6 protein-coding genes are annotated in these 15281 nt (G+C 45.9%); all 6 read right to left on the bottom strand.

Going from position 1 to position 15281, the window contains the following annotated elements; all coding sequences use genetic code 11:
• Nucleotides 1-29: 29 nt before the first annotated feature.
• From IM797_RS13235 to IM797_RS13210, 6 genes are read right to left on the bottom strand one after another with little or no spacing between them, the layout of a single operon-like run.
• Entirely contained in the window at nt 30-3515 is a 3486-nt protein-coding gene (locus IM797_RS13235) for a GH92 family glycosyl hydrolase (protein WP_194127596.1), read from the bottom strand.
• Nucleotides 3516-3526: 11 nt separating this feature from the next.
• A complete protein-coding gene (locus tag IM797_RS13230; protein WP_194127595.1) occupies nt 3527-5185 on the bottom strand; it encodes a RagB/SusD family nutrient uptake outer membrane protein in 1659 nt (552 codons plus the stop codon).
• 18 nt (nt 5186-5203) lie between these two features.
• Nucleotides 5204-8005, bottom strand: a complete 2802-nt coding sequence (locus IM797_RS13225; RefSeq protein WP_194127594.1) for a SusC/RagA family TonB-linked outer membrane protein — start codon at nt 8003-8005, stop codon at nt 5204-5206.
• 38 nt (nt 8006-8043) lie between these two features.
• Nucleotides 8044-9786 (bottom strand): RagB/SusD family nutrient uptake outer membrane protein, encoded by a 1743-nt coding sequence (locus IM797_RS13220; protein WP_194127593.1) that lies wholly within the window; start codon nt 9784-9786, stop codon nt 8044-8046.
• Between the two features lie 23 nt (nt 9787-9809).
• Nucleotides 9810-12950 (bottom strand): TonB-dependent receptor, encoded by a 3141-nt coding sequence (locus tag IM797_RS13215; protein WP_194127592.1) that lies wholly within the window; start codon nt 12948-12950, stop codon nt 9810-9812.
• Nucleotides 12951-13001: 51 nt separating this feature from the next.
• The gene (locus IM797_RS13210) at nt 13002-15200 is read right to left on the bottom strand and encodes a glycoside hydrolase family 92 protein (protein ID WP_228098842.1); all 2199 of its coding nucleotides are present in this window, start codon (nt 15198-15200) and stop codon (nt 13002-13004) included.
• Nucleotides 15201-15281: the final 81 nt, after the last annotated feature.

The following is a 15281-nucleotide window of genomic DNA, read 5'->3' as shown; positions in this document are numbered from 1 at the left end:
TATATACATGTTGGAGATAAATAATTTGCTCATTTGAAACTTTCGGAAGGCTGGTCTGTCATGACAAATTCCAATACACCACCATTTACAATAGCTGCATGACTGATTAAAAACGACCTCAGCTTTATGCCGTTTAAAAAGACGGCTTTAACGTACCGGTTCTTTTCGGATAGGTTTCCGGACTTGACTTCAAAATACTTACCTTTCTGAACTTCGATTTTTAGCGATGGAAATTGTGCTGCACCAATGACATATTGGTTGGAAGCAGGTACCAGCGGATAAAAGCCCATTACACTGAAAATATACCAGGCGGATGTTTGTCCGCAATCGTCATTTCCATTGATGCCCATTGGCGCATTCCTGTAATTATTGGTTGATGTATATTTACGCAGCAATTCCTGGGTTTTCCATGGCTGGTCTGCATAATTATATAAATACGCATAGTGATGCCCCGGCTCATTGTCATGACGGTAATGGTTGCCTTGAAAATTTTCATCCAGTTTTTTTGCAAAAACCTCCGGGCCACCAAACAGCTTAACCATACCCGGCACGTCGTGCATAGCACCAAAAAGATAAGTCCATTTTGTCCCTTCTGTAAAACCTTCATCCACGTTACTCACCCAATTCCCGAACCTGTCTTTAGGCGCCATAAATCCCGTTGCGGGATTATACAGGTTTTTATAGTACTTACTTCTTTTAATCAGCTCCTGATATACTTTGGGCTTACCCATCGATTTGGCAACCTGCGCAATGCACCAGTCGTCGATGCCAAATTCTATGGTCCTGGATACAGACTCACCAATCACTTCTCCGCCAGGAACATAGCCGTATTTCAAAAAACCACTTAGTCCGGCCCTGGCCTCAATACCTGTCCAGATGTCACGGCCACCCCATTTCTTCTCCAGATCTTTTTCAGGCGCAACAGTAGCATTTTTCATCATCGCCTCCCAGGCAAGGTTGACATTGTACCCCCTGAAGCCCTTCACATAAGCATCAGAAATCATGGCGTCGGCATGTGTACCGATCATGATATTTGTATAACCCGGATTGGGCCATTTCGGCAACCATCCACCCTCTTGATACATTTGCAATAAGGACCTGACCATGGGATTTACCCGTTCCGGATGTAGCAAGGTCATCAGCGGATGCTGTGCACGGAAAGTATCCCATAATGAAAAATCATTGTAAGACACACCTGCATGAATCTTATCGTCAAAGGCGCTATAGTACCGCCCGTATTCAGAAAATTCCCTGGGAAATAACATCGTATGAAATAGCGCGGTGTAAAAAACAGTACGCTGCTCTGCTGTGACCTGATCAATTTTTATTTTACGCAACTGCTGTTGCCATGCCTCGCGTGTAGCAGCAACAACAGCATCAAAATCCCAATGGGGTATTTCCTGGTTTAAATTTTCAAGAGCTTGTTCCACACTGATAAATGAAGTGGCGACTTTTACTTTGACTACCTCATTGGCTTTGGTCTCAAAGTTTACATAAGCGCCCATTCGTGTGCCATATTGCTCGGTTTGCCCGGCCGTAGTAATTCCATTGTCCCAGGTACCGAATGAGTTAAACCGCTTGTCGAACTGGATGACAAAATATCCTTTGAAATTTGGTAAGGGAGGACCAAGCTGCGTAGCGTGCCTGTCGGGATTGTAACCGATGATGCAGTTTCTGACTGTATCTACAAAAACATAACCTTTCAATATGCGCAGACGCTCGGTAAAATCGTTGTCGCTATCGGTCAGTTCAGGTGCGAGGTTAATGCCCTGGATTACAAATCTCGAATCCTTGGATTCAGGAAAAGTAAAGCGATAAAGTGCTGCGCGACTGGCTGCAGAAGTTTCGGCTTTGATCAGTTGCCCGGCCTCATTGTTCAATTCTGTCGAATAATAATAAGGTTTTGCCACTTCCCGATCATGTGAAAAATGCATCCCGCGTTCTTTAGGCATCACTTTCAGCTTACCCACCTGCGGCATCACCGAAACATAGCCATAGTCGCCCATCCACAACATTGGCTGATGTGTAGCCAGAAACCCGATAATGGTATCCCTTTCATACAAATAAGGTCCGAGCCCCATTTTATTTTGTGTAGTCTGGGGTATAAAATTGGTCATAGCAAAAGGCCGGTTCACACAGGGAAAAGTGCCACCACCTTCAACGTCGTCCCGAAAGCCGCGGTGTGCAGTGCCTATGGTCGTATTGACATAGTCGACTTCCAAACCTCCCCCGTTTCCAGCCTGTTGTTCCAGGGCCACAATCGCTTCCCACAACACGCCGGCCGTACCGCGATAAGATCCGGTACCAGGTGCAGGTGTATTGTCCATCAGGAACCATTCGTTAAAATCGTTGTACTTAATTGTCCGGTCCAGCATTGGTTTGAGTGCAGCTTTTGCTTCCTCGATATAGCCATAGCGGACCAGCTGGGTGACCATTCTCGCCCCAAACCAGGTCCAGTCGCCACCATTCTGATAGGTATACGGATAAGTCAGGATGGGATGCAAAAAATAGCCTTTAGGATAGGCTGGATAAAGCGTCAGACCGATGGAGGCTGCCCCTGCTTTTTGCTGGTTGTCCAGCATTTTGTGGTAAGCAGCCAACACCTCCTTTTTACTCAGCAAACCAGCCTGAATTGCAACCGCGGTACCCCCATGGTAATAGATTGCATTCTCATTGAAATCCTTTGGAAAAGGCGAATTCAACAGATAAATGTGGGGCTTAAACTTTTGATTTTTTGCATCCCAAAGGTGGGTACGGATATTTTTGCGCAAGTCCTGCAAACGCTTCAGCCAAAATGATTTTCTTTGCGGATCATGCTTCAGCAAGGAAGTATAACCTTCAAGGGCAATAACCAGCATCGCATTGTCATAAATGTCAATGGCCAGGTTTGAATGTTCATCGAGTACAATGCCGACCTTATTTTCCGGTTGCACATCCCCCCAATCGGCTGTTGTTCCACCCCATATCAAACCGTATTTTTTACTAAAACGCTTATTGTACAAAAACAAGAGTGCATTTTCCAACCGGGCAGACACCGTTTTTCCATCTACAACTTCCTGTAAAAAAGCGGTATCACCAGTAAAATCGATATACTTTTTAACGGCCTGCAACAGGGAGCTCTCCTGATCGGTCTCAATGGTATTTTTATGCGCCGCATAACCCGGCAACGATTTGGCATAATAATATTGATACTTCTCCTTTTTATCGACAGCAACGTAACCGTCAACAATGGCACCATCGTTTTGCTGAAACTTCAGAAAGTTGATCAGGATTTGCCTGATTTCTTTGGTATCGTTTACATGGCAGGCCAGACCTGCAAAGGTGTTAAAGTCCCTGATCCATATTTCCTGATAAGCCTGCCCTGCCGAATAGCCTGTAGCGATTAGCTTTTCGGCCATTTGCTTCACCCGGGCCATGCTTTGCTTTTCATCGTCCTGGAAGGCCTTAGCCGGAGTAAAGGCGAGCAGGAGATACATCAACAACAACCCCACAACCGGCCTTCTAATCATTTTCATCTGTGTTTTTTTTACCATTCCGGATTTTGAGTAAGGTTTTTATTGATATAGAGTTCATTTTGAGGAATCGGGTATAGGTTCATTTTATTGTTCCAGACACGCGTTTCTACCAGTTTACGGGTATAACTCAATGCGCCGGTACTTGAACGGTTTACTTCCATCCCATAGATATCAGTGGTTGAACTGCCTATTTTCCATCTCCTGATGTCCCAGAAACGGTGGTCCTCAAAAGCTAGCTCCACCCGCCGCTCATTTCTCAGTTTTGTTTTGAAATCAGCCTGACTCATCCCGGCAGGAAATATGGGCATCCGGCCTCTTACCCTAACCAGGTTTACCGCATCATACGCTGTCATATTTAAAATACCGGGGCCTGTAGTATAGGGTCCATAAACTTCATTCATGGCTTCAGCATAGTTGAGCAAGACCTCGCCATAGCGGAAAAGCATCCAGCTGTGCTGCTGTGTAGTCGGTGCAGCAGCACTTAGAGAAACAGCCTCAATCACATATTTTTTCAAATAATAACCAGTCTTGGTTGCCCTTTCGTTGGGTTTGCCATTACGGCCACCGTCCCACACCTGGATGGCTGAACCTTTCCAGGTTGCACCATCAGCAAGTATCGTTTCACCCAGCCTTTGGTCCCTGCCTGCATACGGGTTATTGGGATCGTAACCAGAACCAGGTTCATTAATCCCTTTGCCATTAGCCACCATTTCATAGCTATCTACCAGATTCTGGCTTGGACAGGTACCGGTATTTCCTCCTTCATAACCTACCGGAAAATTGGCGGCTTCATAGGTATTGGAGAAACCTTGACGGGTTTCCAGGATCAATTCAACCGAACCAATGTTGTTGGGCATTTCCCGATATCTGCGCAACAAGGAATACAACTGTAAATCCATGAGTTGCTTGGCAGCAGTAGCCGCTGCAATCCATTTTGCCTGATCATTACCCGGATTGTGCAGGGGACTCGCAGCATACAGCAGTGTACGGGCCTTTAACGCATAAGCCGCACCTTTGGTTGCCCTTCCGGTCTCTGCCCCAGGCAAAGTTGCATAGCTGGCCGGGAGTTTAGGAATAATGGCATCACATTCTGCAACAATAAAATCAACCACCTGGCTATATGTTGATTTTTTGACTGCATTGGCCTCCTCCACAGTTAATGGCGTGGTAATTAAAGGCACATCGCCATAACGTTTAATCAGCTCAAAGTAGAAAAATGCACGCAGAAACCTGGCTTCATAGGGATAGTTGTTATATTGGAGCATCATCTCCGCATAACCGTCATTGTAGCGGAGGTCTTCAAAAGTCTGGCCGGCAGAAATCTTCAAAAACCTGTTGGCCGATCTGATCGCAGTGTATAAAGTACCCCATTGATCGTCTAAAGGTTGCAATGCACTCCAGCTGCCATCGTTAAACCTTTTAATGGCCGACAAATCCCATACATGCACCGCATCATCAGACGCGGCAGAACGCATCGCACCATCAATCCCGTTAAAATCGGTAGGCAGGTAGGTATAAATTGAGGTCAACAGCGCTTTATACAAATTCGGGCTGCTCAATACCGCATCTTCATTGTAAAACGTAGTCTCACTATAGTCAAGGCTTTTACTGCAACTCAGCAACACGGACAGCAATGCAAGGCAGCTCAGGTATTTCTTAATGTATTTCATAACAATCTTTTTAATAGCTTAAAAACCAATTTGTAAACCCACACTGTACGTGGAATAGATCGGATAAACTGCACCGATGGCCTCAGGGTCCACAACGTCAATCTTGTCTATGGTAAATAAATCCATCCCTCTCAGGATAATTTTGGCACTGGACAGTTTTAGCCTGGAACTGAACTTTTGTGGGACTTTATAATAGACCATCAGTGACCTCAGTTTAAAATATGAAGCATCAGCCATCCAGATGCTGTTTGAACGGTAATTGTTCTCATTGCCCAAGGTAGACAGGCGCGGTAATGTTGCTGTGGCCGCTGTAGCAGGAGTCCAGCTGTTGGCCGAAAATTCTGAAATGTTGTTGTTCCCGGAAAGCGGCCAGAAAATACTCCTGGTGTTGAGGTAAATAGATTTATTGGCGATCCCCTGGAATATGGCATCTAATCCAAATCCTTTGTACTGAAGTCCAAGAGATGCGGAATAATAGATTTCCGGATTAACGGTATTGTAATTCAATGCCTTTTCATCATTGGTGTTGATGATGCCATCGCCATTCTGGTCCTTATACTTGATATCTCCAGGTTTTACTGCAGAAAATGTTTGCAATGGGCTATTTGCGATATCTGCAGCATCTTTAAAGAAACCTATGGCTTCCAGGCCAAAGCTCTGCCCAATGCTCCTGCCGGTTTTGGATAAATAACTGTAAGGTTGAAAAGCCTCAGCCATAGCGATGATCTTATTGCGTGAATAAGCAAACTGTGCACCTACATAATAACTCAGCGCACGCTTGTTCTGATAAAATTTCAAGCCGGCCTCCATTCCTTTATTGTTGACCACCCCTTCACTTAAAAGTGGTTTAGCTGCACCAAGAACACTGGATACCAAGCCATCAGACTCCACAAGGATATTTTTCCGATGGTCATAGAAAAGATCCAGATTCAGATCAAACATCCCCAACATGGTTGCATCTATCCCCAGGTTGTGTTTGATTGCAGTTTCATAGGTTACATTTCCCGAAGGAACACGACCTTCCTGCCAACCTACGGAACTGGTGTTATTTGCTGTAAAATAATAAGGCAGCGTTCCATTAAACTGTACTTCAGAAAGGTTTTGCGGAACGAGGTCGTTGCCGGTCAGCCCCGAGGAAGCCCGGAGTTTTAAATTGTTAAAAAAGCCTGTGTTGAACCATTTTTCTTCAGATATATTCCAGCCAAGTGACAGCGCGGGAAATACACCAAAACGGTTGTTTTTTGGCAATACATTGGTGCCGCTGTACGCAATAACCAGATCGGCAAAGTACTTCCTGTTTTTGGCATAATGGAGCACACCGGAAAGCAATTGATGGATATAGGTATTGGATTGTCCGTTACGGATCAGTTTGTCCTGCTGGTATAAGAGCATGGCGTCCAGCGACTGGCCGGCCCAGCTTTTTTCGTATTTTAACTTGGCCTGCACCGTAGCATGGCTCCACTGGTTCGACAGGTTACTGAAATAAGCCAGTTCACTGTCGCTGCGATAAGTCGTTGCCACAGAATCTAACTTACCGCCCGGACCATTGATCAAAGAAAGCGACTGATATTTATATTGTTTCAATTTCCCCTCTGCATAAGTGGCGGAATTGTCGTACGCTACAGCACCCGCTACCGATAAACCGGGTAAGATCACATCTAATTTTTGTTCCAGACTGGCATCGGCCAGCAACTCCCGGATCTGTGTATTCTGATAACCCATAGCAGAAATCTGTCCGACAGGATTACTGGTGAAATTGGGGGTACCACCAAAAATATGGTTGTATGTTTTTACCGGAAAGGCATTGGCGGGCGTGTTGTAAATTGCCCGTATCAAACTGGAAACGGAATTACCCGGTGTATTGGTCTCCCGCAGGTTTCCGCTTAAGCCAACTTTAAAAAGGGTGGTTTTGGTGATGTTTACATCCACATTAGAGCGGAAATTAAATTTGCCATATTTCAACTGGGTACTGTAACCTTCGTTCTCATTTACGGGTTTCAATAAGCCTTCGTCGTTCTGGTAATTCAACAGGGTGAAATAACGCACTGCATTTGTTTTGCCCTGGAAAGTGGCGCGAAGATTATTCGTTGTTCCATGGTCACGGAGCGATTCCTCCTGCCAGTTCACATTGGGAAAAAAGAATGGAGAAGAACCCGACTGATAGGCATCCAGTGCCTGTTGCGTATATAACGGACTCAGACCGTCATTGGCCCGGGCCTGATTCATCGCCTGGGCGTAGCCGTATGCATCTAAAAACTTCGGCAATCGGCTGGCCTGTGTAATCCCATGTTCGTAATTCAGTTCCACTTTATTGCGGCCGGTTTCGCCACGTTTGGTGGTAATCAGCAAGACGCCATTTGCCCCCCTGGTACCGTAAACGGCCAATGCTGCCGCATCTTTCAGCACCACTACGCTTTCAATTTCCCCGAGGGACAGTGAAGCAATTGGCCGCTCATAACCATCCACCAGGATGAGCATGGAGGCATCCCTGAACGTACCTGCACCTCTGATGAGCATTTGTGGATCGTTCTCCCAGCTTGCGCCCCCTTTTTGCATCACTGCCAACCCGGGGATTAACCCAAACAGGGCATTTGCGGGATTGATGGCCATTCTTTTTTCCAGGTCAGCGGCATTGGCAAGGCCTACCGCTGAAGTAATTTCGCTGCGATTGCGCATGATGCCAAATCCAAGGGGAACCAGTTCCGTCTGCCTGGTGGTATCCGCTGGTTTTGTTTTAGCCAGCTGCTGGGCAAAGCCTGTATAGCTAAGCGGTGTGAGCAATAGCAACACGTAAATGGCCTTGATATATTCCTTTGTCATGTTAAAGATTTTTAGTTGAGTTTGTAAAACCATCTGCATTACCATCCTGGATTTTGAATCAGACCATATCCTTTGTTCACTTCGTTTGGAGGAAGGGCACTCAGGTACCATTTCGGTGAAAAAGTCTTTTGCCATGCACGCGGAGGCAGCTCGAATAGTTCGTACCGGAAGGTATTGTCTGGATTTTTAAAGGTGTTCAGGCCATGCAGTGTTTTCGTGAAATCACTGGCCCTTTTCCACCTGATCAGATCAAACCAGCGTACTTCTTCATAACCAAACTCGCAGGCACGTTCCGTCAGAATGGCCTCGCGGAAATCTGATTTACTTAAACCGGCGGGCAGATCGCGTAGGCCAACGCGGTTCCGCACCAGGTTTACACAGCGGTAAGCCTCAGTAGTTGGCCCATTGTTCAATTCATTTGCCGCTTCGGCGTAAGACAGGTAGATTTCGGTTAACCGGAGGTATGGGAACTGGATCACTGCGCCATAGGCGCTTACATTATCCAGCAGGAATTTTCTGACACCATAACCTGTAGCGGCTTGCTGCTGCCCCAACGACAGGCGTTCTATTCCCCCTACCCACAACTGGGCGGTACGTCCGGCATAGCTATCGTCATTGACCAGTACCGTTTCATACAATCGGGGGTCCCTGTTTTTATAAGGATTCGCAGCACTATAACCAGAAGCCGGATCGGAAATTGGCACACCTGCAGCCGTTGAAAACATGTTTACATATTCCTGGGTCGGGCAACCGATGCCATGAATCCGAAGTATGAACATCCCCAGGTAATCGTAATCACCTTCATTTTTATACCTGATCCTGGTAGAGATCAGGATTTCTCCGTTCCCTCTTTTGTAATAGGAATCCTGGAAATCCTGTCTGGGGTTTCCGGTTTTAATGACCCGGTAACCTGGCTGTGTCTCTACTTTCTGAATCAGTTCTGCCGCTGCATCAGCAGCCCGCTTCCAGAGGTTGGCGTCATAATTTCCATGCCAGGTCAGTTGTTTTTGAGAAGCTTCACCATCCAGATAGGGCGTTGCGTTGTTGAAAAGCGGACTTGCCCCAAAAAGCAGGATCCGGGATTTCAATCCCAATGCCGAAGCCTGGGTAAACCGCCCGTCCTCATTACTCAGGTCGGTAATTGTCCAGGGCAAATCAGGCGTTGCCTCGTCAATTAATTTTACAATGGCATTTAAAGTAGCCAGGCTGGTCAACCTGGGATAGTCTGACCTTTCATTCACGCCAATGGCGTGGTCTATCCAGGGAAGTCCGCCAAAGTGACGGTACATATCACAATAATGCATGGCAACGATCATCTTTGCTTCTGCTTTCAATGTCTTTTTCTCGAGCGCACTGGCATCGGGAACCCGGTCTATATTCTCCATAAAAATATAGGCTTTTCTGATCCCGACCCAACTGTCTTCAGCCAGGAAACTGTACTTGGTATTGGTTGGATTATTTTCCGTTGCGGCGCTGTATTGCCCCGAGTAGTAGATCCGGTAGGCTGCACCATCTGTACGGTAGGTTTGCCCGATATCGGTAAGCGATTCTAAGATATCGGCGTCCATACCAAAACCCTTTGGAGAGAAATCATAAATCCAGCCATAGTGCAGCGTGGCATAAGCGCCGGTCAGAAAACGCTTGGCATAAACTACATTGGAAAATATGGTATCTTTTGTGACGTCGACACTTGGTGGTTTTTCTAAAAAATCATTTCCTATTTTTTTACAGCCTGTGGCCATCAGGGCCAATAGTAAAACCGCAATTATCATATTTTTCATAATCCGCTATGTTTAAGCTCTTGTTAAAAGGTGACGTTAAAACCGAAGTTGTATATTTTCATTAAGGGGTACTGGGCGTTTTCATTTGGCAATGATTCCGGATCTATCACCTTCAGTTTATCAAAAGTCAACAGATCATAGCCATTGGCATAGATGCGCAGGCTCGAAATACCTGCCTTTTTCAAAAATCGGATGTTAGTGGCATCAAAGCGGTAACCCAGCTCCATGTTTTTTAACCTGAGGTAAGAAGCATCCCGTAACCAGAAGTCGCTGTATTTGGTGTTGTTTTCTACGCCCAGAAAGGACATCCTTGGATAAGTGGCATCAGCTGCCCTTTCAGGCGTCCACCGACCGTCGGCCATGTATTTCATGAGCCCGAATGCCTGTGTAGGACCAAAAGGTATCTGGAAAGAGCCTTGGAATGCCCTGGAAACATGTGTTGCCCCGGTCCAAAGCATATTGATATCAAAACCTTTGTATTGGGCTTGTAAAGTTAAACCGAAAGTATATTCCGGGTATTCAGGAAATCCGATCGGCCGTTGGTCATCAATATTGATCACGCCATCTCCGTTCAGGTCCTTATACCTCAGATCGCCAGGTTTTGCATCGTAATTTGCATTGGGGAAAGCGGCCTTATTCGCCACATCACTTTCGGTCCAGAACCCGTCAAAAATATAACCAAAAGGCTGGTTTACACGATTCCCTGTGCGCAACAGGTAAGCTTCGTTCTGCGGAATCTCATCCATATCAATGATTTTGTTGCGGGCAAAGGATACGTTGGGACTGATCATGTAGCCAACCTGACCGATTTTATCGCGCCATTTGAGCTGTAATTCATAACCTTTATTGTCGACTACGCCAATGTTAACGGCAGGAAGGTCAATGGCCAGAATGCCCGGAACGGCTTGTCTGGTGGTGAGGATTTTATCCCGGTGTTCTGTGAAATAATCGGCAACGATCCCAATTTTTCCTTTAAACATATTCAGTTCAAAACCAATGTTCTTTTTCCTTGATTTCTCCCAGGTAACCAATGGATTACCTACTTTACCCTCAGCAGCACCGATTTGATTTTCAGGCACATTTACCCCAAAACTATAGCCGCCAGCATTGGTAAAATAACTATCCGGAAGATAAAGGAATCTGCTGCTGCCCATCCTGTCGTTTCCAACCACGCCGTAAGAACCCCTGATTTTCAGGTATTCGATAAAAGAAAGATGGTCTTTCATGAACTTTTCTTCTGACATTACCCAACCCGCAGACACTGCTGGAAACCAGCCAAAGCGTCGGCCAGGTGCAAAGTTTTCGGAACCGTTATAGCCCATGTTCATGTCCAGCAAATACTTTGATTTATAGTCGTAGGTAATCCTTCCAACCAAACCAACATAACCTCTTGGAATATCCACATAGGATGAAGGATAAAAGGTTTTACTCTGATTGTAAAGCAAAAGTCCGCTCAAAGTATGTGATGAAAAGGTACGGTTGTAAGCGAAGGCGGTTTCAAAATACCAGTCCCTCGCTTTCGAGAACGATTCACTATACCCGAGGATGCCATCTTCTCCTATTTTTTTGTACACAATGGTCTTATCATCCGGTGCAGTAGGATCCAGATCATGCAGGTAATTTGCCCTGTAAACAGCCTTGCTGGAGGTTCTGGTTTTGGTAAAAGCATAAGTTCCATTGTATGCGCCCTTGATCCTGAACTCAAGTCCTTTTGTCAAAACATCAAGTTTCTGATTCAGGTTCAGGTCAATATTGAGCGGATTGGTGGCCGCATGCTGGAAGCCCCGTCCGTAATAACCGTTAAGTGCATCCCGCAACTCACCTGATACATACCGGGGGTCACTTTGGATGTGTCTGCCATTGACAATACCGATCCCCCGGTAAGGTTGGGAAAAATAAATGTTACGCCAGATGCTAAATTGCGGCTCTTCTGTAAGTGGTTCATCACGGATCTCACTCCTGCCACCTGTAGTAAGGGATAACCTGGTGGTATTGGTGACATCGATATCCAGATTGGCGCGGTAATTATAACGTCTGTATCCATAATTGGTGTTGTCAGGCTGATCAAAAATCCTGAAGAGGCCATCCTGTTTCAGATAACCCAGCGACACAAAATATTTAACCGCTTTGGTACCGCCCGACAGGTTGATGTTTTGCTGGGACTGAAAAGCAGATGGCTTAAGTATATATTCCATCCAATTGGTATTGGGATAAATGATCGGGTCGGAATTTGTCCTGAATGCCTCAGTTGCTTCCGGCGTAAACTTCAGCACGGCATTCGGATTGTCGTTTAACTGCGCTTCTGTATACATCAGCGCATGTGTGTAACTGTCTACAAATTCAGGTAGCCTTGAGGCTTTCTGAAAACCGGCAGAACTGGTGAAACTGATTTTAGGCGCCCCTTCTGTACCTCTTTTGGTGGTGACAATGATCACTCCATTGGCACCCCTTACCCCAAAAACTGCCGTTGCAGATGCATCCTTTAAGACCGACACCGACTCAATCTCATTGGGATCAAGCTGTGTATAGGGACGTTCAACCCCATCTACCAGGGTTAAAGGTGCAGAAGCATCGGAGCTGAGCGACCCGAGCCCCCGAACAAAGCCTATCGGATCATCACCACCAGGTCTTCCGGAAAACTGAACACTGCTGAAACCGGTAACCCTGCCCGCAAGTGTATTGGCTACGCTGGCGTTGGGCGACCGCACCAGGTCTTCTGATCCGACAGTAGAAATTGCCCCGGTAATGGTTAGTTTTTTCTGGGTACCATAGCCAACTACAACCACCTCATCCAGTCCGGACTCATCAATTTCCAGGGTCACGTTGAGGTTATTCTGACCAGAAAGTTTGAAATTCCGGGTCTGATATCCTACATAGGAGAACACCAGCATTGGCTCGGCACCATCAGGTACACTTAAAACAAACTGCCCTTTGCTGTTGGTACTACTTCCGGTTTTTGTACCAAAAATTGTGACAGAGACTCCTTCAATAGGTTTGCCCTGCCGGTCGACTACCCGACCTCTGATTTCCTTTGGTGGGCGGATTAACTCCATTGCAGAGAATCCCTTGGTTGCAGTTGTAAAAACCATCCCAAAAAAGAGCACAAAGATCTTCAGGGAAAAGTTACATACCTGCACTTTTCTTTTAGTTAATATGACATTCATAATTTGCTGGTTGCTATTGCTTGATAAACACTATGCTGTAACTGGGGAAGTTTAATTTTGCCTGACACCCCATTGTTTATTGGGCTTATCGCCCATCAGAAGCTCAAGAGTACCTCCATTTGCGAGCTGATCGTGCGTAAACATGGGTTCGGTTAGCAGCTGGCCATTCATTTTAGCCTGCTGGATATAGACCTTGTCTTTTGAATTATTTTTAGCCAGGATGCTGAATTTTTTTCCGTTGGGCAGCTGGATACTGATGCTTTCGAACGACGGACTTCCAATCGTGTAAACAGGGACACCTGGTGTAACCTGGAAGAAACCCATCATGGAGAATACCACAAATGCAGACATGGCTCCCCCATCCTCATCACCAGGCATACCGAAAACATCAGCCCTAAACCAGGTATCCATCAGCATCCGGATCCGCTTTTGCGTTTTCCAGGGACTTCCAAGATAATTGTACAAATAAGGGATATGTAATCCGGGTTCATTGCCCATCACAAACTGACCGACCAGTCCGGATGCATCGGGCTGATTGGCCCAGAACTTCCATTTGGGCAGACTGAGATCTTCGCGAAACAACTGATCCAGCTTGGCTTCGGCATTTTTACGTCCGCCCATCAAGTCAAATAAACTGTTCAGATCATGCTTGACATGCCAATTGTAGATGTAAGCATTGTTCTCCGTAAAATACTCCCGGCCGGAAAGTTTTGGATCATAAGGTTCAATCCAATTCCCCGCTTGATCTTTTGGCCAGACCATCCCTTTTTCTGTTCTGAAAACATTCCGGTAAAAGGCAGCCCTTTTCAGGAACAGAGATTGATCATCGGGATAACCTGCAGGACCGGCCAGTTGTGCGATACACCAGTCGCTATAACTGTTTTCCAGGGTGACCGATACAGCCTGCCGCTTTTCCCAAACGTCATCTACTACTTTGACAGTTTCTTTTTGTCCGGCTGCAAGCGCTGGCATGTAGCCATTTTTATTGTAAAATGAATCCAGTGAACTGGCAGGTCCATTTCTCCAGGGCAACAAGGTCGCTTCCAGTGCATTCTTTCTCAAACCCTCGTAAGCAGATCTGAGATCAAAATTACGTTGTCCTTTGTTCCAGGAATCGGCCATCCATACTGCCGCGTGATTTCCAATCATAGCGGGCCAATCGCCGAACGTAACCGCAAATGAAGGCATCCAGCCACTTTGCTGATACATGGTAATATAGGATCTGATCATGGCCTGGTCCTTATCGGGATCCAGAATCATGGTTAATGGCTGCAAAGCAATATAGCTGTCCCATATCCAGTTGTCGACAAAAAAAGCACCGGCTGAGGAATGAACCTGGTGATCATAAGCACTATAATAATGACCATATTCATTGACATCAACCATTCTTTCGTAGGTACGGTACAAAGCTGTAAAAAAAGTACGTTTCTGAGCCTCGGTGCCTCCTGAAACCTGAATGAGGTTCAACGCCTTTTCCCAGGCCGAACGCGCTTTGGCTTTTACGGTTTCAAACGTATCTTCGCCGATTTCTTTTTCCAGGTTTTGCCTGGCCTGGTCAATGCTGATCAGCGAGATACCATATTTAAACGAGAAGCTTGCAGACTCAGTTTCCAGGCTGGCGACAACCGCTGATTTTCCGGCAATTGTTTCCTGTTGGAATTGACTTATTTTTCCATTTGTTTTTGCAAAAAAGTAAACTTTCATCCCATTATAATCTTCCGTTCCTGCCAGATCGTTCGTCCCGATGCGTTCAATTTTTCCGTTTGCGTTCATCACGGATAAGCTGAAGCGAAACTTCCGGGATTGGCTGGCATTTTTCAGTTCAAAAAAGCCACTTCTGGCAGCAGGAGAAAAGGATACCGTATTGTAAAATCTTTCATCGGTCAGCTCATAAAAGTAAGGTTTGGTCACTTCATGGTGAATGGTTATCCCCGCATCCTTTGCAGTTTGCGCTTCATATAAAGGAAGAAATAGAAATGCAGCACCTATACGATGTGAAATGACCGAAAGCGGAAATCCAGCAACCTGGTCATCCAGCTGGTCCTTTTTTAAGGGATGCATCCTCAGCATGCTGTTTGGCAAATGCGCCAAGGGGCGTGCAGGCTCCAGGATCAGGCCCACACCTCCGATCGTAGGGTCAACATGATCCAGATTAGATGGTTTAACCTGGGCATATAAAGAACTACTGACGGACAACCAGATTCCCGCACATAAAAATCGGGAAAAGTACATACAGAATTTTACGTTCATACGAATGAGTGTTTGGTTTTGGTTTGGTTAGCTTATTTGGTTTGGTTCGGTTTCCTGCCCTTTCGAACATCCTGAATCAAA

Source organism: Pedobacter sp. MC2016-24 (genome assembly GCF_015223055.1).
Classification (GTDB): domain Bacteria; phylum Bacteroidota; class Bacteroidia; order Sphingobacteriales; family Sphingobacteriaceae; genus Pedobacter.
This window is presented reverse-complemented; position numbering and strand designations above follow the sequence as displayed.